Genomic DNA, 18,356 nt, shown 5'->3' with positions numbered 1-18,356 from the left:
GAAGATGAGTGCGTTTTCTGACAGCGGGAGAGTCCCACGGCCCCAAGCTGATAGGGATTATTGAAGGCCTTCCAGCAGGCGTCAAGATTGAGAAAACTGAGATTGACCGGGCTTTGCGCCAGCGTCAAGGCGGCCCCGGCCGCGGCGGGAGAATGAAGATTGAACAGGATGAAGTGCAGATAGTTTCCGGCATGCGCGCAGGCTTAACGACAGGGGCACCGCTGGCTTTAGAAGTGGAAAACAGGGATTGGGTCAACTGGGAGAAAGTAATGACCTGGCGCGAAGATGCCGATCTTGTGAGTCGCAAAGTTACCGCTCCCCGCCCAGGACATGCGGATTTAGCCGGAGCTTTGAAATACCGCACTAAAGTGCGCAATATTTTGGAGAGGGCGAGTGCGCGGGAGACGGCTATGCGCGTTGCTGTAGGGAGTGTAGCGCGTCAACTTTTGAATGCGCTGGGGGTACAGATTAGGGGCCGTGTTTTGGCTGTCGGCGGAGTAAGGGCGCTCGTTGAGAATAGCCCTGAATACTGGCAAAGGGTTGAGTCTTCAGAGTGGGCTGTGGGTGATCCTGAGGCAGAACAGAAAATGTGGGAACGTTTAGAACAAGCTCGGGCTGAAGGGGAATCCCTGGGTGGAATGATTGAGATCCAGGCTCTCAATCTGCCTGCCGGACTCGGTTCACATGTTCAGTGGGACCGCAAATTGGATGGACGCCTGGCCCAGGCGGTTTTGTCCGTGCAGGCGATTAAAGGAATTTCATTCGGTCGTGGCTTTGAGCTCGGAGATTTGCCAGGCTCCCTGGCCCATGACCCGATTACTTATACTGCGGGCTATGGCTATAGCCGCGCTTCCAATAATGCCGGCGGGATTGAAGGCGGTATGACTAATGGGGAAAATGTTATCCTTACAGCAGTAATGAAACCGATTCCGACCCTGTACAAGCCTCTGGCAACTGTGGACATGGAAACTAAAGAACCAGTGAAAGCCAGTATTGAACGGTCGGATGTTTGTGCTGTTCCGGCCGCTAAGGTGGTATTAGAGCATGTGGTGGCTTGGGTGTTGGCGGAAGCAGTCCTGGAGAAGTTTGGAGCGGACAGCTTTGCGGAAGTAGAGGACGCCTGGCGGCGATACCTTGAATACTTAAGAAGTATTTAATTTAGGACGGGTGTATTTATGGAGCAAGTCCGAAATATTATTTTAACCGGCTTTATGGGTACAGGAAAAAGCACAGTAGGAAGACGCCTGGCCAGAACCTTGGGCTGGGATTTTATTGATACGGACTCGGAAATTGAAAGGATTACCGAGATGAGTGTGGCCGAGATATTCCGCCGCCACGGGGAAACCCGTTTTCGTTCGGAAGAGAACCTGATGGTCAAAAGGCTGATGACCAGGGAAAATTGTGTGATCGCTACCGGGGGCGGTACAGTGCTTAATCCGGAGAATCAAGCAATTTTGTCCGGAATAGGCGTGGTTATTTCCCTCTATGCTCCGGTTGAAACAATTCTCGACAGGGTAGGGCAACGGACAGACAGGCCATTGCTCAAAACAGGCAGAGAGGAAATCGAGTTTTTATGGCAGGCGCGCCAAGTATCGTACGCGCGGGCAGAATACACGGTAGATACGACAGACAAAAGTGTTGAAGAAGTAGAGGGGGAAATTTTAACTTACCTTGAGGGGAGGATTGAAGAACTTGGCTAATTGGCAAAAAATAGAGGTGGCGGCTAGCCGCCCATATCCGGTATTTTTGGGTGTCAGTCTTGAAGATTTAGGAGAATATCTTCAGACCCGGCAGACTGCTGACACTCACATTTTAGTGATGACACAGTCTGTGATAGCAAAGCTTCATGGTGAGCGTTTAATTGAAGGTCTAAAGGGCTTTAAGGTGGATGTTGTGAGCGTTCCTGAGGGTGAAGGGGAAAAGGCTCTTGACCGCTTAAGCCTGCTAACGTCTGAAGCCGTGCGCCTGGGTGCGGACCGCTCGACTTTGGTTATTGCTTTAGGGGGCGGGGTTATCGGGGATTTGGCGGGCTTTTTTGCCAGTGTGTTTATGCGCGGTATCCGTTTTGTTCAAGTCCCGACCACCCTGCTGGCTCAGGTAGACAGCAGCATTGGGGGCAAAGTGGCTGTCAATCATCCTGCGGGTAAGAATTTATTAGGAGCATTCTATCCCCCGCTCGCAGTCTGGACGGATTTTTCTGTCCTTGCGACCTTGCCCTGGAATGAAGTGCAAAATGGTTTGGCCGAGACTGTGAAGCACGCCCTGATTGCGGACAATGAGTTGTTTTCTTTCTTAGAGCAGCATCGGGAGCGAATAAAAGAGCGCGAGCAGGGAATTTGGCGGGAGATGGCTACCCGTTCCCTGGCAGTTAAAGTGAAAATAGTGTCTCAGGATGAACGGGAAGCTGGAATCAGGGCCTTACTAAACTTGGGCCACAGTTTTGGCCATGCCCTGGAAACAGAAATGGAGTACCAAGGGATCACGCATGGACAAGGTGTAAGCTTAGGGATTGTAGCGGCAGCCAATTTAGCGCGGGCACGGGGGTATATTTCAGAGACGGAAGTTGAGCGGATTGTGCAATTGCTTCAAGGTTTCGGGCTTATGACAGTAGTTTCTGATAAACCTACGGACAAGCTTTTGCGTCTGATGGAAGCAGACAAAAAAAATCAAGGTGGCCGCAAGGTGCTGATTTTACCTAAAGGGATTGGACAGGCTGTTGTGGTTAAAGACTGCAGTGATGAGGAAATCTTAAAGGCTTGGGAAAAAGTAGTGGACTAGAGAGCGGAGCATTTTATCACCCACGAGGAACACATTTTTGGTATAATGAGGTAAAGGGGTGATTTAGGTGAAATCTGAAAAGTTTCAGGAGTTAGTGCTTGAGCAGTTAACGGGTCTATCAAAGCGTCTTGATAGGCATGACGAGCGTTTTGACAGGATGGAGAAGCGTTTTGACAAGATGGATGAGCGCTTGGATTCACATGAATCTTTAATAGAGACCATAGCAAAAAAAGTTAACCTACTTGAGTTAGGACAACAGCAGATCATTACCCAACTGTCGCAGATGGCTAATGTACAAAATGAAATTGTGAGCAATATGAAAGTTTTGGTGGAGTCTGATAGGTTGTAGAATGAGCGCATAAGCAGACTTGAAAAAGCAGTGAGATGATTGGCTAGAAGGTATATATAAATTGTCGGAATTTATAGAATTTCGCAGGGCATTGGGATAAGTGCATCGAACATATAATCTTATGTCGAAAATAGACAACCTCTGTCGTACGAGCAGGATTTGTCCAAGCAAAGTTGAAGTAATTGCAGTATTAAGATGAATCGATATGAAGGCGAATCGCTAAGACTCTTCCGAGGGGGAAGTCTATGCAAGGAGTGACACGATCCTGCTCTGCCAGACCAAAGGGTAGGGACAATGGTTTTACCCTTTATGAACTTTTGCTCGTATTGTTTCTGATGGGCATCTTGCTCCAAGTGGCTACTCCAAACTTCTCTTCATCGCGGGATAGGATTAAGGAAAACGTAGACTTGGCTAACATTAAAAAGATTGAAGGAGCTACCCAACTTTACCGCCTTGATGTGGGCTCATTTCCGGGGACAGTTGACGACTTGCTGGAGCCTCCGTCTGGGATGAGCAACTGGAATGGCCCTTATCTTAAAGAGTTGCCCACTAATCCATTTGAGACGACTCGAACATATGAATTAAACTCAATTGGTCAGGTTAAGGAGTTTAATTAAGGAGCCCTGAAATAGATGGCGCGGACAACTAAGTCAAAGGGGTATGTTTTGCTCGATGCCCTGATGGCGGTTTTTTTCTTTAGTCTAGGTTTTGCAGTCCTCTTTGGCCTAATTGAATCTGCCGTGCGGGAGACAGAAAGCGCCCAGAATCTGACCCAGGCAGCTAACCTGGCACAGCAGACAATTGAAAGATTGTCCGCCAAGCCCTGGAGCCAAAATTTGGCCCAGGGTCTAGTAGTCCCTGGCGCGAGTGTATTGGGCGAAGAAGGAAAATTTAACTGGATTATTGATTCTGACTGGCACATTCCCTCGACCCTTATTAGGATAAACGTGCGGGTGAGTTGGCCTGAACAGGGGAAGACCGGCACTTATACGTTGGGAAGCGTGTTTTATGTGCAATAATTTTTGTGCATCAGTCAGTGAATGTGAAAGCCGCAGAGTGCGGGAGTGGAGAGTTCTGAAGCAGAGAGTGTGCGAGTGGAAAGTCTCTGAAGCAGAGAGCGTGGGAGTCAGAGAAAATGCGCAGAGGTATGTCCAAGTGGATAGAAAAAAGCACAGCGGGGATGACCTTGCTTGAGGTGTTGTTTGCCCTCCTGATCTCTGGGATTTTTCTGTCTACAGCCCTTTATTTCCTTGTGGGGCAGTGGCGCGCAGCTAAGGATCTCAAAGACCGGCTCGAGCTTCAGTATGCGCTAGTCTCGGCAGGAAAAACAGTTTCTGACGCTATTCGCACGGCTCAGGGAATTCGCTGGGTCGAGCCTGGGGTCTTAAAGATCTCGCCCCCTGAGACTGTGTTTACTCCTGACCGCTATTATCTTGACGACAAAGACTCCGACGGCATAATTGACCTCTATTGGGAGCATCTAAACGTTCCTAATCCTGTTGCCAGCAGGATTACAGCCTGGGAGTGCAAGGAGGTGGAGCCCGGATTATGGCAGGTAAGGCTTCAGTCTTCTCAGGGCAGGCAACAGGTAGAGTGGAAAGGGTTAATCAGACAGCGCACGTTCGTCCTGCCCGCTTCCTAGGCGAAACGGGGTTTGCGAGTTTGCTGGTCCTGGTGATTTTGACCACATCGGTGTCCCTGGGGCTTGAAATATATCTTAAAGCCAATGGAGAAAACCGGATTGCACACCGGGAGGCGCAGGGCAGACAGGCGGTGTACGCGGCTGAGGCCGGTATCGAGTGGGCCAAGTCTCAACTTTCTCTAAATCCATCCTGGCAGGGTGGAATTTTTGCCTGGGAAGGCGGCAGGGCTGAAGTTACCGCAGTACCTGTGAGTGGGGGCTATAATGTAATATCAGGCGCGCAGGCAGCTCTGGCCAGGAGGAAGATTAAGGTGTATTTGCAGTTGAATGAAGGAAATTGGGTTATAAGCAAATATCAAGAACTGCATAATTAAGTCAGGTGATTCGATTGAATAAAGCTAAGGCAGTTGTTGAAGAATTCGGACAATTCCTGGTGCGGAGCGGGTATATTGAGGCGCAGGCTTTGTCCGAGGGGTTACGGGAGCAGCGAGCGCCGGGGGAGAGAATAGGAGAGGCCTTAGTTCGCTTGCGTTTACTGACCGCGGAACAGCTAACGGATGCTCTGAGCGGATATTTAAGCATACCCAGAGTTTTTCTGACCCAAGTCAAAGTTGACCCTGCAGCAGTTCAGTTGATTCCGGAAGATTTGGCGCGGCGGCATCTTTTAATTCCTGTGCGCTTAAGCAATGGTGAATTAGAGCTGGCGATGGCTGACCCCACTAATGTACGCGCCCTCGAAGATGTTCAACTGACAACCGGGTACAAAATTAAACCAATGTTGGCCTTGGATCATGACATCCTGGCTGCGATTCGCCAACATCTGACGGTGGAAAAATCGGTAGCTCAGTTGTCTTCTCAGCCTGCCCGTTTGGGCGAGGAACCTGGCTTGTGGGGTCTGGACAGCGGAGAGCATTTGGGACACGACGGTCCCACGGTCAGGATAGTAGACTCCCTGTTACAGCAAGCGATCGAGCTAGGAGCAAGTGATGTACACTGGGAACCGGGAGAACGGGAACTGTCCGTGCGCTTTCGCTTAGACGGGCAGCTTAACCTTGAACGGCGGCTGCCGCTTTCCGCAGCACGCTCCGTGACAGCCCGCCTTAAAGTGATGGCCGGAATGGATGTGGCCGAACGGCGGCTCCCCCAGGACGGACGTATTGTCATGCCCTTACTAGCCCGTAATATTGACCTGCGGGTATCATCTTTGCCTACTGTGTATGGGGAAAAGGTGGTTGTGAGGATTCTTGACTCCGAGACCGCACGCCGTTCGCTGAATTCTTTGGGTATGCGTCCGCAAATTGAACGTGAATTAAGGTCGCTGCTTAAGCGGCATCACGGCCTTATTCTTGTTACAGGCCCTACAGGAAGCGGGAAAACTACCACGCTTTACTCCTTGCTCAGGGAATTGAACGCAAATGTCCTTAATGTAGTGTCAGTGGAAGATCCGGTTGAGTACAGGCTGGCCGGAGTAAATCAAGTTCAAGTACACGCACGCATTGGGCTGACATTTGCAGCTGGTTTAAGGGCAATCTTGCGTCAGGACCCGGATGTAATCATGGTAGGAGAAATCCGGGATGAAGAATCATCCCGTATATGGTGGCACCAAGGGATAAACCTTTTCCTGTGGCAACTTTGGGTAAATAATTAATTCAAAATCATCCTCACGCTGGCCCTTTGACTTTGTATACACGACATAATCTAATAGTGACTTCAGCAACTCATTCTTATTAGCCGTGTCTTCCGTAACACAATAGAGGTCAATGACTCGCCTTGCTTCTGGCACAATGTCCCTCGGTAGACTCACTTTGCTACGAGCCTGTTCAAGCTGACTGGTTAATTCCTCCATTCTAGCACGTGATTCTTCTAACTTGTCCAGCAACACCCTTGAGCGTTCAAGAAAATCTTCCTTGGAGTAAATTCCTTGTTCCAATAGATCATGTAAGCTACTTTTCTGTTTTAATAGTAAGTTGTGTTCCCTATTCAGCTTATCTAATGCTTTTTTGAAAAACTCTACCGGCGTGGAATGCTTGGCAACATCACTCTGCTGTTTTAGTTTTACTTCATATTCCGCTAACCATTGTCTAAGCGCGTTTAGTACTTTTTCCTCAACATAACGGGTTTTCGCTGCTTTCGTCTGACATCCGCGCGTTCTACACTTCGTATACTGTTCTTTTTGCCCTTGAGCGGAAACCATGGTCTTACCGCATAAACCACACTTAATCAGGCCAGCTAACGGATTTGTAATGCCGTTGATAAGATGATATGGAGGGTGATATTTCTTACCGATAATCTCCTGCGCTTTTCTAAATTGCTCAACCGATACGAGCGGATCATGTTTTCCAACGACAAAAACTATCTCATCGTCTTTTCTCTGGGTAGATTCTGTTTTAAATCCCGGCTTCGTTGACTTACGCTTATCTCTTTTTCCCCAGCGCATAAATCCGGCATATGTCGGATTTTTTATTATATCTGATACTCTGGCACTTGACCACAATTTCCCCGTTGCTGACGGATAACCCATATCATTTAGATAATTGGCAATCTTGCTGGATCCCATCCGTTCGTTTAGATCTTCTCGCGTATAGAGATCAAAGATCATGCGCACTACGGCAGCCTGCTCTGGATGTGGGGCAAGGATACGGCAACGGTCCTGAACTGTAATTTTGTATCCGTAGGGAGGGATTGGGTTGATAAAGTTACCGTTTTCAACGGATGCTCTTCGCCCCCTTTGCATACGGCGGGTTATGTACTTTAATTCCTTCGCTGCCATAAACTGCTCGAAATCAAAGAAATCCTCATCCCATTCGTTGCTGAGATCATAAACTTTGCGCGGGGTTATGATCTTTGTTTTTGATTTTTTGAATGTTTCCAAAATAATGCCTTGATCTTGCTTATTCCCACGGCCTAACCGATCCACATCCATACAGAGGACAGCCGAATAAAGCCCTGCTTCGACCTCTCGTAATGTTTCCATCATCTTGGGCCGGTGGGATAGATGCTCTCCGGATTCTAATTCTCTGCGAATCTCAACGATATTCAATCCTTTTTCACTGGCGTATTTAAGCAGGTAGGCTTCATGCTTAGCGAGCGTTTCCCCTTCACCACGTGCCTCAGCCTCCAGGTCAGCTCGAGACTTGCGCAGGTGTAATAAGATACGCTCATTTTGGGTAGTCATTGGCTATCACCTCATTCTTGTATTTCCCTTATTTATTTGTGATAATGGTTCACTTCTTTTCGCATCCTTTCAAAAAAAATCAGAAACGTCCATTGCCAATTGCTGCATCCCACTCAAGAGCATGCCCAAAATCAAGGCACAAAGAAAAATCTGGAACCCTTATTCTTAAACGTTCCTGGGATTTCTTTGATAAAATTCGAAGGTTATCTAAAGGTACACCATTTGCATATTGACTAATCTCATATGATAAACTTTTTATTCGTAGCTGAATAACTCTCGGAGTCACAAAATACTTTTCTGCAAAATAGTTTAAATAATCTATAGAATATTGGGTATTAATGTTACGACAATAAATATCATAAACCTCAGGTATAAATTTATAATAAGGCACAAGCATTTCTGCGGCACCTTCGTTAGCTTCCCATTCTAAATATGTATCTCTGGGAATTGAATAGCACGTGTATGTATTAGGGGGATGCATCCAATAATGAAATAATTCATGCATACAATCAAAATTTTGCTCCCAGTTGTCTCTACATGAGTTAAGACCAATAAAGCTATGCTTTTCACCCTTCATTAAAATTCCACCGATTTTTGGACCAGAAAAATCGAGTTCCATCACGGTAAGTTGACTCAAATAATTGGCGATTTCTTTAGAATTAAGCGGATAATTATGAAGAAAATAAAAATTTCTAATGTCATTTACTGTTCTATATAATTCGGCTTTTGTCATCTCTTGCTCCCCCTGAATCATTCATTAGCTTTCTTAAAGCGTTTAAACATTTCAAGAATAAGCTGTACATCTTTTTCAGGGAGTTGCATTTCTTCTGCTTCTTTAGCTAACCGAAGGTATATACCGGCAGGAATATTGTCTGTCGATTGGTTTATTAAATCATTTCTTCCTAAAAGGTAATCTGTAGAAACACCAAAATAATCAGCTATTTTATTTAATACCTCGAAACTTGGTTTTCTAGCCCCTGTTTCATACATACCGATCATAGATGTAGTTACTCCTATAGCTTTACCTAAGGTTTCTTGAGTTATATCTTTTTGTGCTCTTAAGTCTTTAATAATCTTGCCGATCATTTTATTCACCTCTAGTTGTAATTATAACCAACGGTTGCAATTTTAGTCAATCCAACTATAAGTGATATTTTAAGAGATATTAAGCATTCCAAAGCTATTAGGAGAAAACTCGGCCTAATTTCTCACCATAGGTTGTATTTGGTCTTGCTGTCTGCAACAGATAGTTGTATTCTTGATCCGAAGGGGGGTGAAACAGTGGCTAATCATATTACAGCACTTAGAGTTAAGGCCGGAATTGAAACAGCAAAAAAAGCTGCGCAAAAGCTTAATATAAGCGCAGGAATGATGTACCAAATTGAGGAAGGGTTGAAAAAGCCGGGTTCTCTACTAGCTGTTAAAATGGCAAATCTATTTGGGTGTAAACTAGAGGATATTTTTTTACCCTTTATTACAACTAATAGTGATAAAAATGAAGAGCAAACCGGGTAGGAGGGAGCCATCATGTTACCCGAAGGAGCAATCCCCGCTATGACACTTAAAGTTGGCAACGGAACGGTTTACATCATTGCCCCGATAGATCAATCTCCGGAGCGGATAGCGAAGGTCAAAGCCGACATTGAACGAGCTTGCCAACCAATACTGATGGAAATGGCACAGCGTGAATCAGTAGATAGGCCTGCTTAACTTAATAAGCCAAACCTATTCCAATTACATTTCACGTTTTTGAGGTGATTTCATGGATAAATTAGTTTTTCTTGATCCCGATGACCTCAATGAAATACCATTTACCACTTCCAAGGTTATTGCCGTGCATGGCCAAGGACACGTTTATATTGTCGAGGCAGACGGCTGCGTCAAAATTGGTAGAACCAAGAATCTGGTTTCAAGAATAAACGCAATTCGAACTCAATCAGGAAGGAATCTTAAAAGGCTCTGCTTTACAAAACCATGCAGCAATTATTCGGACATTGAAAATTCAATGCATGCCTTATTTGAAAAAGAAAGGCTCAATGGAGAGTGGTTTAAAACTTCATTTGAGCAGGCATGCAACGCCTTGAATTCATTTGAACTTGATTTAAGCAAAAAAGAAGAACGAGAGGAAAGTTCTGGCCTTTTTGATTTATTTCGGGAGTTTGATGAGGCGTACATGAAAAGAGAATTGCAGCTATTCCTAGACGAACATCCTACATTCAAAAAGTACTTAGAAGAAAATGGCTTCAGATTATATTTTTGTAAGCAGACAGGCGAAATTACCGTTACGGATGATGAAGATGTAGATATGTCACTTAGATTATTTACTGCAATATATAGAACTCAAGCCTTAGGCGGGGTGAGTTAATGAAAGGCTTAAAACTTTTTGAATCAGGGATGTTGGCCGTTTATGAAAATAAGCAACAAGAAGGAATCGTCGATGGTAGGGAACTTCATTCTCTTCTTAAAGTCCAAACAAGATTCAATGATTGGATCTCAAGAAAAATACGGGATTACGACTTTCTCGCAGGTCAGGACTTTTACTCATATTTGAGTAAAAGTAAGGGCGGCAGAAAAGCAATGGAATATGCACTGAAACTTGATGTCGCTAAAGAGATCGCAATGGTTGAAAGTAATGAAATCGGCAGGCAAATAAGAAAGTATTTCATCGAAGTTGAAAAGCGCTGGCGCTTAGAAATGGAAAGAAGGGCATCCCTCCAAGCCACCAAAATCGAATTCCCGGCCTTCACCGCAGCCATCATGGACGCACACGAGGAACCCAAACACTACCACTTCTCGAACGAGATCAACATGATCTACCGCATTGTGCTCGGAGTGGACGCAAAGAAGTTCAGGGAGCTGCATGGAATCGACAAGGGAGCAGTCATCAAACCGTACTTAACTCTTCCGCAGATTCAGGCCATTGAGGCACTACAAAGAGCTGACATCGGCCTCATCCTGGCGATCCCAGACTACGAGCAACGCAAACAGACGCTCAGCGAGTATTACGAGCGGCTGAGGCGCAAGCGGATAGCTTAGAGGGAAAGGAGGCGAGAAAGCATGAAAACAGGGCAACTTATACCGCGCAAATATCTAAGCCAGTACAGCACAGAGCAAGGGCGATTTACTTCCAGGTGGTGGATGTGGTTAGGAAGAGTGTTCTTCCACAGGATCCAAAAATCCTTATAATAGAACACCCTTCCAGCGAGACTAGCCTATTTTTCTAAAGTTTGTCCCATTGCATCTTGGGCATGGCGGTAGGGTATCAGTGTTGTCATCCAGTCTTATAATTTGGCCGCATTTAGTGCACTGATAACTTCCTTTACCTGGTTTTTCGCCAGTACTTGGCATAAGAGGCACCTCCCTTCGTCAAAAGATGATAGTCTGGACAACTACCATTTCGACGCGAAAGAGGAAAACCCTGTCAAAAAGTGAGGTGATATCGGTGGCAGAACAAACCCCTAAATCCCCGCTAGAATCCTGGCTCGAAAAGTGGGGTATCAACCTGGACTGGGAAGCAAAGGCAGCCCTTCGTGAAGCTGTGCATGCCATGGTTACGGCGGAACCGGAACGCAAGACCCTTGAGGTGTGCTCGAACTGCATGATCGAAGTTGAAATTCCGGCTTACCGCGCGTCACTCTGCCCGGAGTGCGGAGAGCGCATCCTGCCATGCAACGAGTGCCAGGCAGCATGCGACTGGATGGAGGAGAGTGGCTGCTCGAGATTCCCCAGGTAGGAGAGAAAGGAGAATAAAGATATGAACATCAAGAACCTCCTTCGCACCGCGCTCCGCGCGCTGATCGGCGACCAGCGCATCCAGGAGAGCGTCCGCCGGATCCGCGAGGAGCGGTATGGCCGGCACTGGAACGCGACGTATTTTGCCGCCGGGCGGACGATACGCCGGGAGCCGAAGCGGTGGCCGGTGTAGGTGGACAAGCATCTAAGGGAGGTAGAAGCCAGTATGACAAACTATGAGCTGATTAAGAGCATGTCTATTGAGGAGATGGCAGTTACTATTATGTGCCCCAATGAAATGGGCTTAGCAGATATCGAGTGCACAAAATCCGATACTGCTAATTGCTACGAATGCTGCCTTAATTGGCTGAAACAAGAAGAGGTTAAATGATGACAAACTATGCCGAAATCGCCGATTATTTTGAACGGTCGCTTGGCGATGCGAAGATACCTCCGCCTTTTGCCGGGGCTATCAAGGCCATGAAGATAAGGCCCGATCTATGCGCTAGGATACCAGGGTTTGACGATACGGTTTTCAGTATCATTGAAGATTTCTTAAATGCTGGTGGGGCGCCTGTAGATTTAGACTATTTTATACATGCGGTTGCTCTTTTAGAAAATCGGAGGTGATAAGCCAAAATGCATAAATGGTGCAACTACTACGGCTGCTGGTGCTCAGATGCTAAGGACATAACGGATGGTCTTGGTGACTGTGATTACAATTGCCAGGATTGTGATTATTGCGAAGAAATAAAGCCGGGAATGAGGTGAAAGCTTAATGCAAAGAGAAACACCGCCAGCAAACCTTAAAGCGCTTGAGATGTACTTAGCAGAACTCGAAAAGCTCCAAGGCAAAGCAATAGCCAAGCGGGCCAAGGAGATTGCCAAAATCGAAAAAAGAACAGCCGTCCTGAGTGACTACGAAACCGAGGACGAAATCCAGGAAGCTTACGGCTGGGAAGCTATCACAGCCAAGGAACGAGATCAATTGATGGATGACCTCAAGGCTGCAAAGGCCGCAGGACAAAGTGCATTAGATGAACCTACAATGCTAACTGAGTATTTACGGATGCTCCGGAATGACATCAGGCAAATGGTGACTGAGATTGCTGAGTTGAAGGAGGAAGAAACGAGTTGACCAGGTTCGAACGAATCAAGGCTATGTCAATCGCGGAAGTAGCAGAACAGATTATTAGCCGAGATATTACAGACAAATATTGCAAGAGCGACTGTAGCGTAGCTGACAACTTTGTATGCGAGGGAAATAAAGAGTTGCAATGCTGTATCAGATGGCTTAAGGAGGATGAACTCAATGCTCCGCAAACTCCTTGAATCCTGACTTAGCAAGCTCACGGACCGCGAATTCCGCGAGATCATGGAGCTCACGACTTTAGACATCATGGTCAATCGCGTGGGCTATAAGCAGAGGACAAGCCCCGGCGAAGCGGTCGAGATCGCGGTGAGATGTTGGATTGTGATGCAGAGAGTGGCGTAGGGAGGGGAGGTGAGTTGTAATGGTAAGCAAAGTCATTCGATATGCCAGCGATAAGCAAGCTGCAAAAGGTGGGCGTGAAACATACGTTTTTTATTTCCACCCGTTGAAGTTAAAAATAAACTTGCCGCGCTTCATTGGTAGAGTATTTTGGAGTAAAGCCTAACACTGATACGATGCAAAGGAGAATAAGGAGGCAACAACCATGCAACATCGCACATGCCCACACTGCGGGCAAACATTCCATTCCTCTGCTCAAGAATTGGACTGGACCTGCCCGAACTGCGGCTACACAATTCCCGTAAAACAAAACGGTCCGCTGACTCTGCAAAGCCAAACGGACCTAGAAAAAATTACTCTTGACAATAGTATAGCATACTCGACCGAAAATATACCATATCATAACCAGATCGTCCTAGACAGCTTCAGTGGGACGGTCCGGGATTTCCGGATTTACCTCAAAGCCATACGCCGGTTCCTATGGGCCGGAGTTATTGCCCCTTAAAGAGAGGAGACGAAAACAGATGAAAGCTACAGGCATAATTCGTCGCATTGACGATCTTGGAAGAATTGTTATCGCTAAAGAGCTTCGGCGCACCCTGGGGATTGAAGAAGGCGATCCACTTGAGGCCTTTACTCAGGACGATCAAATCATCCTCAAGAAATATCAGCCCGGTTGTGTGCTTTGTGGTAATGTCGAGCATCTTGTAGAGATCAGAGGGAAGCAGGTTTGCCGAGAGTGCATTGATTCATTGGCAGCCAGGAGGGATCGGTGACGATGACCAAAAGTGAACGCCAGAAGCGCCAACAATGCCGGGATAGCGGCTGCCGGTATTATGCCCAAGCATGCGAAGTTTTCCACGGCGCTGAGTGCAAGCAGCTGGGCGGGAACAAGATTCCGCGGATGAGGTACTACGAAAAAGGGCGGCCTGACTTTGTGCCCGAGAGGCCGTTGGGGAGTTTGATGAAGCCACATTTTCTGCAGGCGTGAAGGATGAGGATGCTGAGCGCGTTCCTCCTGGCTCTGGCCTTGTTGGCCTCAAGCCTGGTTCCAGTCCATGGACAAGCCTTTGCTCCGGAGTCTAAGGAGAAACCGATAGCGGCTCCAGTAGTACGGGATAGCCCGCACCAGATCAGCCGGGGCGCGCCGCAGATCGAGCGCCGGGTGATGGAATGCACTGGTTACACAGACGGCAAAGAGTCAACAGGCAAAACACCTGCAGATCCAGCTTATGGGCAAACAGCAAGTCAAACCAAAACCGAAGAGTGGTACACGGTGGCTGCCGGTCCTGAGCTTCCATTTGGAACTAAAGTTTATATTCCTTACTTCAAGGACAAGCCTAACCGCGGAATCTTTGTTGTTGAAGATAGGGGAGTCGGGAGCGGGCACATGGATATTTACCTTGGCGATCCGTCGGTGGATGAGACGGCGGTAATACGAGCGTTGGAGTTTGGCCGGAGGCAACTAGAGGTTTGGATTCTACAATAGGAGGTCGTATGCAAAAGCACTATCGCCAATATGAAGACCGGATATGTGTTAATTGTGGCAAGGCGTTCATTGCCCGAAAAGATCAAAAACAAAAATTCTGCTCACACGGATGTTATTCAATGTCTTTGATAAAGCCAGTTGAGGAAAGATTTATGTCCAATGTACAAAAGACAGATAGTTGCTGGATATGGACAGGCCACAAAGCAAACGGCGGATACGGTATTTTCCATGCTAATCACAAATCTTATATTGCTCACAGATTTTATTATGCGCTGCATCATGGTCCTATTCCCGAACACATCAAAGCCTGTCATAAATGTGATAACCCCGCATGCGTGAATCCGGATCATATCTTTCTTGGAACTCAATCGGAAAATCTTCGTGATGCCGTAATGAAGGGTAGGAGAAACATGTTAGGCGAAGATAATCCATTTTCAAAATTAACCGAGGACAATGTTTTGAGTTTAAGAAGATTATACGCAAATGGAATAACCAAAGCAGAATTGGCAAGAAGATTTCAATTAAGCAAAACTCATGTTGGTAGAATTATCAGCCGAGAAGTTTGGGCACATATTTGACATCTTGGAGAGAGCCGGGAGAATGCGCTGGAATTTGGGGTGCAGGAGATGGAGGTGTGGATTATACGGTGAAAAGGATATTCGTCTCTCACCCTTTTAGGGGTAATGAGACTGAGAACTTCCGCGAGGTTACGGTAATCTGCCGGCGCTTGATGAAAATAGGGATTATGCCTATAAGCCCACTGCATGCTTTCAGTTTTATGCACGAGCATGCGCCAGGGGAAAGAGAAACCGCGCTTAGATTTGGGAGAGAACTTATGGAGCAAAACGCTCATGAACACTGGTTATTCGGCGCGTGGGAGAGGTCAGATGGTTGCGGGGACGAACTAAGATGGGCTCATGAACTGATCATTCCTGTTCGGATTGTAGTTGACTGGGATGGGGATTATCCCATATTCAAAGGCCCAGCACCGGAGTGGCTCAAGAAGCCAGGAGGCCTATCATGAAGGCCCGCTTTATTGAACTCTGGCAGAACGTCAAGCGTGAAGGCGTCCAGGACTTGCTTAACTGGCTGGAGACTACCGATTTTTATACGGCACCCTGCAGCACAAAGTATCACTTATCCCGGGAAGACGGCTTATTGGAGCACTCGCTAAACGTCTTTGATTGTCTGGCAAAAAGGGAAGCAGTAAACATTGAATCCGCCACTATAACAGCCTTATCTCACGACTTCTGCAAGATAAACTTCTATACCCAAGAAATGCGAAATGTCAAAGAGAATGGTGTATGGGTCCAAAAACCTTTCTACACCATCAAAGACCAATTTCCCTATGGACATGGCGAAAAGTCGGCTCTGTTGCTTAATCGTTATGTAAAACTCAAAACCAGTGAATTCATGGCTATTCGGTGGCATATGGGGGGCTTTACTCCGGGTATTCAAGACTATTCCATGATTCAGGCCATGGGAGAGGCATTCAGAAAGTATCCGCTGGCAGTTTTACTCCACATGGCGGACCTGGAAGCAACTTATATCCTTGAGAATCAAGAAAGGATGGGGACATTTTGAGTATTAAAATCAACAAGCTTGAAATTGAAAACGTTAAGCGAGTCAAGGCCGTAAAAATCGAGCCTTCTGCTAATGGCTTAACGATAGTTGGCGGTAAAAACAACCAGGGGAAAACTTCTGTACTTGATTCTATTGCCTGGGCCTTAGGCGGAGAGAAGTATCGCCCTTCTGAGGCGCAACGTGCCGGCTCCGTGATTCCACCGACATTACACATTGTAATGTCAAACGGCCTGGTTGTTGAGCGTAAGGGCAAAAACAGTGATCTCAAAGTTATCGATCCAAATGGCCAGAAGGGCGGTCAGCAGCTCCTTAATGAATTCGTGGAGCAGTTAGCTCTTGATCTTCCCAAGTTTATGCAAGCCAGCCCCAAAGAAAAGGCTAATACTCTTCTGCAGATTATTGGCGTAGGTGACAAGCTTTACGAACTAGATCATAAAGAGCAGGAAGTTTATAACCGCCGTACAACAATTGGCCAAATTGCTGATCAAAAGAAGAAGTTTGCCAAAGAGCAACCGTATTATCCGGATGCGCCGAAAGAACCTGTTTCAGCATCAGAGCTGATTAGGCAACAGCAGGATATCCTTGCGAGGAATGGCGAGAACCAGCGGAAACGGCAGAACTTGCAGTACCTTCAGGGCGAGGCTGATCGTATAAAGAGACAGATAGATGATCTATTAGAAAAGCAGACGCTAATCCTGGCTGATTTAGAAATGGCTCAGAAGTCTGCCCTTGATCTGCACGACGAATCCACAGAAGAACTGGAAAACAATATCAAGAATATTGAAGAGATCAATATTAAGGTTCGAGCCAATCTCGATAAAGACAAAGCCGAGGATGATTCACTCGATTATGCAAACCAGTATGCCAAACTTACTGCTGACATCAATGAGATCAGAAAGCAAAAAACTGACTTATTGAATGGTGCTGATCTGCCTCTACCTGGCTTATCTGTTGTTGATGGTGAGTTAACCTATAACGGATTTAAGTGGGATAACATGTCAGGGTCTGATCAGCTCAAGGTATCCACTGCCATCGTTAGAAAACTGAATCCTAATTGCGGTTTTGTCCTACTTGACAAGCTTGAGCAGATGGACCTGGATACACTCCAAGAGTTCGGTCAGTGGCTGGAGGCCGAGGGGCTTCAGGCTATAGCAACGCGGGTAAGCACGGGGCCTGAATGTTCCATAGTGATTTCTGATGGATATGTAGTAGGTGAAGAGGAACCTGTTCAAAGTACTCCTACCTGGAAAGCTGGCGAGTTTTGATATCATGGGCAAATTTATTGATTTAACCTGGCAGCGCTTTGGCAAGCTTACGGTTATAGAGAGAGCAGGAACCCGAAACCGAGAGGCATTATGGCACTGTAAATGTGACTGTGGGAAAGACACCTTTTCACGTTCGGCCAGTCTTCGTAACGGGATGCTCCTTGGAACTGTCGATGGGTTGATGCAAAGACGCAGGCCAACAATAAAAGAAGCCATAAGGAGGAGGTAGTTTAATGGAAATCACAAGAGGAAAAATCGCCAGTGCTCAAAAGTGCGTAATTTTCGGCCCTGAAGGTATCGGAAAATCTACCTTTGCGGCTCAGTTTCCAAATCCAGTGTTTATTGACACCGAGGGCAGCACTAAGCACATGGATGTAGCAAGGACACCAAGACCCAGTAGCTGGGCGATGCTCCTGGAGCAAGTCAAATACTTCAAAGCCCATCCGCAGAAATGCGATTCCCTGATCATTGATACCGCAGACTGGGCAGAACAACTGTGTATCATTGAAATATGCGCCAAAGCCAATAAAGGAGGGATCGAGGACTTTGGCTACGGCAAAGGCTATGTGTACTTGGCCGAAGAGTTTGGCAAGCTTCTAAACTACCTCGAGGAGCTCATTGAGTTAGGTATCAATGTAGTATTAACTGCTCACGCCCAAATGAGAAAGTTTGAGCAACCTGATGAGATGGGAGCTTATGACCGGTGGGAGATGAAGCTACAGAAAAAAACAGCTCCACTGGTCAAGGAGTGGGCTGACATGGTCCTCTTCGCGAACTATGAAACCTATGTCGTCAAAACAGACGACAAAAAGAACAAGGCCCAGGGTGGCAAACGGGTCATAAATACGGC

At 46.7% G+C, this 18,356-nt stretch carries 33 protein-coding genes; 29 read left to right on the top strand and 4 right to left on the bottom strand.

Annotation, left to right across the window (positions count from 1 at the left end):
- Positions 1-8: 8 nt before the first annotated feature.
- From aroC to ACYQ2N_RS04555, 9 genes are all read left to right on the top strand, one after another.
- Positions 9-1,157: a chorismate synthase gene (gene aroC / locus ACYQ2N_RS04595; RefSeq protein WP_459997798.1), complete on the top strand. Its 1,149-nt coding sequence runs from the start codon at positions 9-11 to the stop codon at positions 1,155-1,157.
- An 18-nt stretch (positions 1,158-1,175) separates the two neighbouring features.
- Positions 1,176-1,700, top strand: a complete 525-nt coding sequence (locus ACYQ2N_RS04590) for a shikimate kinase (protein ID WP_459997796.1) — start codon at positions 1,176-1,178, stop codon at positions 1,698-1,700.
- A complete protein-coding gene (aroB, locus tag ACYQ2N_RS04585) occupies positions 1,693-2,778 on the top strand; it encodes a 3-dehydroquinate synthase (protein WP_459997795.1) in 1,086 nt (361 codons plus the stop codon). The genes ACYQ2N_RS04590 and aroB overlap by 8 nt, the downstream gene beginning before the upstream one ends.
- A 67-nt stretch (positions 2,779-2,845) precedes the next feature.
- A complete protein-coding gene (locus ACYQ2N_RS04580; protein ID WP_459997793.1) occupies positions 2,846-3,127 on the top strand; it encodes a hypothetical protein in 282 nt (93 codons plus the stop codon).
- 245 nt (positions 3,128-3,372) lie between these two features.
- Complete coding sequence (locus ACYQ2N_RS04575; protein WP_459997791.1) at positions 3,373-3,744, top strand: competence type IV pilus major pilin ComGC; 372 nt, start codon at positions 3,373-3,375, stop codon at positions 3,742-3,744.
- Positions 3,745-3,759: 15 nt separating this feature from the next.
- Entirely contained in the window at positions 3,760-4,146 is a 387-nt protein-coding gene (locus ACYQ2N_RS04570; RefSeq protein ID WP_459997789.1) for a type IV pilus modification PilV family protein, read from the top strand.
- Between the two features lie 116 nt (positions 4,147-4,262).
- Entirely contained in the window at positions 4,263-4,769 is a 507-nt protein-coding gene (locus tag ACYQ2N_RS04565) for a type II secretion system protein (RefSeq protein WP_459997787.1), read from the top strand.
- A complete protein-coding gene (locus tag ACYQ2N_RS04560) occupies positions 4,676-5,143 on the top strand; it encodes a hypothetical protein (protein ID WP_459998003.1) in 468 nt (155 codons plus the stop codon). Before ACYQ2N_RS04565 ends, ACYQ2N_RS04560 begins: the two co-directional genes overlap by 94 nt.
- A gap of 14 nt (positions 5,144-5,157) precedes the next feature.
- A complete protein-coding gene (locus ACYQ2N_RS04555; RefSeq protein WP_459997786.1) occupies positions 5,158-6,417 on the top strand; it encodes a GspE/PulE family protein in 1,260 nt (419 codons plus the stop codon).
- Here ACYQ2N_RS04555 and ACYQ2N_RS04550 read toward each other — a convergent pair.
- The 3 genes from ACYQ2N_RS04550 to ACYQ2N_RS04540 all read right to left on the bottom strand — a co-directional run bounded on the left by ACYQ2N_RS04550 (position 6,352) and on the right by ACYQ2N_RS04540 (position 9,030).
- Positions 6,352-7,944, bottom strand: a complete 1,593-nt coding sequence (locus ACYQ2N_RS04550; protein ID WP_459997785.1) for a recombinase family protein — start codon at positions 7,942-7,944, stop codon at positions 6,352-6,354. The two genes, ACYQ2N_RS04555 and ACYQ2N_RS04550, sit on opposite strands and share 66 nt — an antisense overlap.
- 79 nt (positions 7,945-8,023) lie before the next feature.
- Entirely contained in the window at positions 8,024-8,677 is a 654-nt protein-coding gene (locus ACYQ2N_RS04545; protein ID WP_459997784.1) for an ImmA/IrrE family metallo-endopeptidase, read from the bottom strand.
- A 17-nt stretch (positions 8,678-8,694) separates the two neighbouring features.
- The gene (locus tag ACYQ2N_RS04540; RefSeq protein ID WP_459997782.1) at positions 8,695-9,030 is read right to left on the bottom strand and encodes a helix-turn-helix domain-containing protein; all 336 of its coding nucleotides are present in this window, start codon (positions 9,028-9,030) and stop codon (positions 8,695-8,697) included.
- Between the two features lie 195 nt (positions 9,031-9,225).
- Here ACYQ2N_RS04540 and ACYQ2N_RS04535 point away from each other — a divergent pair, with 195 nt between their 5' ends.
- Genes ACYQ2N_RS04535 through ACYQ2N_RS04520 form a run of 4 tightly spaced genes read left to right on the top strand, consistent with a single transcriptional unit; the run spans position 9,226 to position 10,980 of the window.
- Positions 9,226-9,459 (top strand): helix-turn-helix transcriptional regulator, encoded by a 234-nt coding sequence (locus ACYQ2N_RS04535; RefSeq protein WP_459997780.1) that lies wholly within the window; start codon positions 9,226-9,228, stop codon positions 9,457-9,459.
- Positions 9,460-9,471: 12 nt separating this feature from the next.
- Positions 9,472-9,654: a hypothetical protein gene (locus tag ACYQ2N_RS04530; protein WP_459997779.1), complete on the top strand. Its 183-nt coding sequence runs from the start codon at positions 9,472-9,474 to the stop codon at positions 9,652-9,654.
- A gap of 52 nt (positions 9,655-9,706) precedes the next feature.
- Complete coding sequence (locus ACYQ2N_RS04525; RefSeq protein WP_459997777.1) at positions 9,707-10,309, top strand: GIY-YIG nuclease family protein; 603 nt, start codon at positions 9,707-9,709, stop codon at positions 10,307-10,309.
- Positions 10,309-10,980 (top strand): antA/AntB antirepressor family protein, encoded by a 672-nt coding sequence (locus ACYQ2N_RS04520; RefSeq protein ID WP_459997776.1) that lies wholly within the window; start codon positions 10,309-10,311, stop codon positions 10,978-10,980. The genes ACYQ2N_RS04525 and ACYQ2N_RS04520 overlap by 1 nt, the downstream gene beginning before the upstream one ends.
- A 171-nt stretch (positions 10,981-11,151) precedes the next feature.
- On the opposite strand, the gene ACYQ2N_RS04515 is transcribed toward ACYQ2N_RS04520, so the two are convergent.
- Positions 11,152-11,292, bottom strand: a complete 141-nt coding sequence (locus ACYQ2N_RS04515; RefSeq protein WP_459996780.1) for a zinc ribbon-containing protein — start codon at positions 11,290-11,292, stop codon at positions 11,152-11,154.
- Positions 11,293-11,386: 94 nt separating this feature from the next.
- Here ACYQ2N_RS04515 and ACYQ2N_RS04510 point away from each other — a divergent pair, with 94 nt between their 5' ends.
- From ACYQ2N_RS04510 to ACYQ2N_RS04435, 16 genes are all read left to right on the top strand, one after another.
- On the top strand, positions 11,387-11,677 hold the full coding sequence (locus tag ACYQ2N_RS04510) for an Rpo12/RPC10 RNA polymerase subunit family protein (protein WP_459996779.1): 291 nt from the start codon (positions 11,387-11,389) through the stop codon (positions 11,675-11,677).
- Between the two features lie 21 nt (positions 11,678-11,698).
- Positions 11,699-11,869: a hypothetical protein gene (locus ACYQ2N_RS04505; RefSeq protein ID WP_459996777.1), complete on the top strand. Its 171-nt coding sequence runs from the start codon at positions 11,699-11,701 to the stop codon at positions 11,867-11,869.
- Between the two features lie 33 nt (positions 11,870-11,902).
- Positions 11,903-12,067: a hypothetical protein gene (locus ACYQ2N_RS04500; protein ID WP_459996774.1), complete on the top strand. Its 165-nt coding sequence runs from the start codon at positions 11,903-11,905 to the stop codon at positions 12,065-12,067.
- A complete protein-coding gene (locus ACYQ2N_RS04495; RefSeq protein WP_459996772.1) occupies positions 12,067-12,306 on the top strand; it encodes a hypothetical protein in 240 nt (79 codons plus the stop codon). The genes ACYQ2N_RS04500 and ACYQ2N_RS04495 overlap by 1 nt, the downstream gene beginning before the upstream one ends.
- A 148-nt stretch (positions 12,307-12,454) precedes the next feature.
- Entirely contained in the window at positions 12,455-12,814 is a 360-nt protein-coding gene (locus ACYQ2N_RS04490) for a hypothetical protein (protein WP_459996770.1), read from the top strand.
- Positions 12,811-13,008 (top strand): hypothetical protein, encoded by a 198-nt coding sequence (locus tag ACYQ2N_RS04485; RefSeq protein WP_459996768.1) that lies wholly within the window; start codon positions 12,811-12,813, stop codon positions 13,006-13,008. Before ACYQ2N_RS04490 ends, ACYQ2N_RS04485 begins: the two co-directional genes overlap by 4 nt.
- Positions 13,009-13,190: 182 nt before the next feature.
- A complete protein-coding gene (locus ACYQ2N_RS04480; RefSeq protein ID WP_459996766.1) occupies positions 13,191-13,334 on the top strand; it encodes a hypothetical protein in 144 nt (47 codons plus the stop codon).
- A 39-nt stretch (positions 13,335-13,373) separates the two neighbouring features.
- Positions 13,374-13,673, top strand: coding sequence for a CpXC domain-containing protein (locus ACYQ2N_RS04475; RefSeq protein WP_459996764.1), 300 nt, complete (start codon positions 13,374-13,376; stop codon positions 13,671-13,673).
- A 19-nt stretch (positions 13,674-13,692) separates the two neighbouring features.
- Positions 13,693-13,944: an AbrB/MazE/SpoVT family DNA-binding domain-containing protein gene (locus ACYQ2N_RS04470; RefSeq protein ID WP_459996762.1), complete on the top strand. Its 252-nt coding sequence runs from the start codon at positions 13,693-13,695 to the stop codon at positions 13,942-13,944.
- 2 nt (positions 13,945-13,946) lie between these two features.
- Positions 13,947-14,159 carry a hypothetical protein gene (locus ACYQ2N_RS04465; RefSeq protein ID WP_459996761.1) on the top strand — a complete coding sequence of 71 codons (213 nt, stop codon included), beginning with the start codon at positions 13,947-13,949 and terminating at the stop codon, positions 14,157-14,159.
- A gap of 9 nt (positions 14,160-14,168) precedes the next feature.
- Positions 14,169-14,657, top strand: a complete 489-nt coding sequence (locus ACYQ2N_RS04460) for a 3D domain-containing protein (RefSeq protein ID WP_459996759.1) — start codon at positions 14,169-14,171, stop codon at positions 14,655-14,657.
- Positions 14,658-14,665: 8 nt separating this feature from the next.
- Positions 14,666-15,235, top strand: a complete 570-nt coding sequence (locus tag ACYQ2N_RS04455) for an HNH endonuclease (RefSeq protein ID WP_459996757.1) — start codon at positions 14,666-14,668, stop codon at positions 15,233-15,235.
- A gap of 56 nt (positions 15,236-15,291) precedes the next feature.
- Positions 15,292-15,681 (top strand): DUF7768 domain-containing protein, encoded by a 390-nt coding sequence (locus tag ACYQ2N_RS04450; protein ID WP_459996755.1) that lies wholly within the window; start codon positions 15,292-15,294, stop codon positions 15,679-15,681.
- The gene (locus tag ACYQ2N_RS04445) at positions 15,678-16,241 is read left to right on the top strand and encodes a hydrolase (RefSeq protein WP_459996753.1); all 564 of its coding nucleotides are present in this window, start codon (positions 15,678-15,680) and stop codon (positions 16,239-16,241) included. Before ACYQ2N_RS04450 ends, ACYQ2N_RS04445 begins: the two co-directional genes overlap by 4 nt.
- Positions 16,238-17,506 carry an AAA family ATPase gene (locus tag ACYQ2N_RS04440; RefSeq protein ID WP_459996751.1) on the top strand — a complete coding sequence of 423 codons (1,269 nt, stop codon included), beginning with the start codon at positions 16,238-16,240 and terminating at the stop codon, positions 17,504-17,506. Before ACYQ2N_RS04445 ends, ACYQ2N_RS04440 begins: the two co-directional genes overlap by 4 nt.
- A 233-nt stretch (positions 17,507-17,739) precedes the next feature.
- Positions 17,740-18,356 (top strand): ATP-binding protein (locus tag ACYQ2N_RS04435; RefSeq protein ID WP_459997774.1); only part of this gene is annotated, 617 nt, incomplete at its 3' end.

It is taken from the genome of Paradesulfitobacterium aromaticivorans, assembly GCF_054657415.1.
The sequence above is the reverse complement of the archived record's forward strand: the minus strand, read 5'-3'. Positions and strand labels throughout refer to the sequence as shown.

What these genes read in the sequence shown, in the direction of transcription:
- ACYQ2N_RS04590 (WP_459997796.1), top strand. Translation starts at nt 1,176, where the DNA reads ATGGAGCAAGTCCGAAATATTATTTTAACCGGCTTTATGGGTACAGGA.
- ACYQ2N_RS04575 (WP_459997791.1), top strand. Translation starts at nt 3,373, where the DNA reads ATGCAAGGAGTGACACGATCCTGCTCTGCCAGACCAAAGGGTAGGGAC.
- ACYQ2N_RS04570 (WP_459997789.1), top strand. Translation starts at nt 3,760, where the DNA reads ATGGCGCGGACAACTAAGTCAAAGGGGTATGTTTTGCTCGATGCCCTG.
- ACYQ2N_RS04565 (WP_459997787.1), top strand. Translation starts at nt 4,263, where the DNA reads ATGCGCAGAGGTATGTCCAAGTGGATAGAAAAAAGCACAGCGGGGATG.
- ACYQ2N_RS04560 (WP_459998003.1), top strand. Translation starts at nt 4,676, where the DNA reads ATGGCAGGTAAGGCTTCAGTCTTCTCAGGGCAGGCAACAGGTAGAGTG.
- ACYQ2N_RS04550 (WP_459997785.1), bottom strand. Translation starts at nt 7,944, where the DNA reads ATGACTACCCAAAATGAGCGTATCTTATTACACCTGCGCAAGTCTCGA.
- ACYQ2N_RS04545 (WP_459997784.1), bottom strand. Translation starts at nt 8,677, where the DNA reads ATGACAAAAGCCGAATTATATAGAACAGTAAATGACATTAGAAATTTT.
- ACYQ2N_RS04540 (WP_459997782.1), bottom strand. Translation starts at nt 9,030, where the DNA reads ATGATCGGCAAGATTATTAAAGACTTAAGAGCACAAAAAGATATAACT.
- ACYQ2N_RS04530 (WP_459997779.1), top strand. Translation starts at nt 9,472, where the DNA reads ATGTTACCCGAAGGAGCAATCCCCGCTATGACACTTAAAGTTGGCAAC.
- ACYQ2N_RS04525 (WP_459997777.1), top strand. Translation starts at nt 9,707, where the DNA reads ATGGATAAATTAGTTTTTCTTGATCCCGATGACCTCAATGAAATACCA.
- ACYQ2N_RS04520 (WP_459997776.1), top strand. Translation starts at nt 10,309, where the DNA reads ATGAAAGGCTTAAAACTTTTTGAATCAGGGATGTTGGCCGTTTATGAA.
- ACYQ2N_RS04515 (WP_459996780.1), bottom strand. Translation starts at nt 11,292, where the DNA reads ATGCCAAGTACTGGCGAAAAACCAGGTAAAGGAAGTTATCAGTGCACT.
- ACYQ2N_RS04505 (WP_459996777.1), top strand. Translation starts at nt 11,699, where the DNA reads ATGAACATCAAGAACCTCCTTCGCACCGCGCTCCGCGCGCTGATCGGC.
- ACYQ2N_RS04500 (WP_459996774.1), top strand. Translation starts at nt 11,903, where the DNA reads ATGACAAACTATGAGCTGATTAAGAGCATGTCTATTGAGGAGATGGCA.
- ACYQ2N_RS04495 (WP_459996772.1), top strand. Translation starts at nt 12,067, where the DNA reads ATGACAAACTATGCCGAAATCGCCGATTATTTTGAACGGTCGCTTGGC.
- ACYQ2N_RS04490 (WP_459996770.1), top strand. Translation starts at nt 12,455, where the DNA reads ATGCAAAGAGAAACACCGCCAGCAAACCTTAAAGCGCTTGAGATGTAC.
- ACYQ2N_RS04480 (WP_459996766.1), top strand. Translation starts at nt 13,191, where the DNA reads ATGGTAAGCAAAGTCATTCGATATGCCAGCGATAAGCAAGCTGCAAAA.
- ACYQ2N_RS04475 (WP_459996764.1), top strand. Translation starts at nt 13,374, where the DNA reads ATGCAACATCGCACATGCCCACACTGCGGGCAAACATTCCATTCCTCT.
- ACYQ2N_RS04470 (WP_459996762.1), top strand. Translation starts at nt 13,693, where the DNA reads ATGAAAGCTACAGGCATAATTCGTCGCATTGACGATCTTGGAAGAATT.
- ACYQ2N_RS04465 (WP_459996761.1), top strand. Translation starts at nt 13,947, where the DNA reads ATGACCAAAAGTGAACGCCAGAAGCGCCAACAATGCCGGGATAGCGGC.
- ACYQ2N_RS04460 (WP_459996759.1), top strand. Translation starts at nt 14,169, where the DNA reads ATGCTGAGCGCGTTCCTCCTGGCTCTGGCCTTGTTGGCCTCAAGCCTG.
- ACYQ2N_RS04455 (WP_459996757.1), top strand. Translation starts at nt 14,666, where the DNA reads ATGCAAAAGCACTATCGCCAATATGAAGACCGGATATGTGTTAATTGT.
- ACYQ2N_RS04445 (WP_459996753.1), top strand. Translation starts at nt 15,678, where the DNA reads ATGAAGGCCCGCTTTATTGAACTCTGGCAGAACGTCAAGCGTGAAGGC.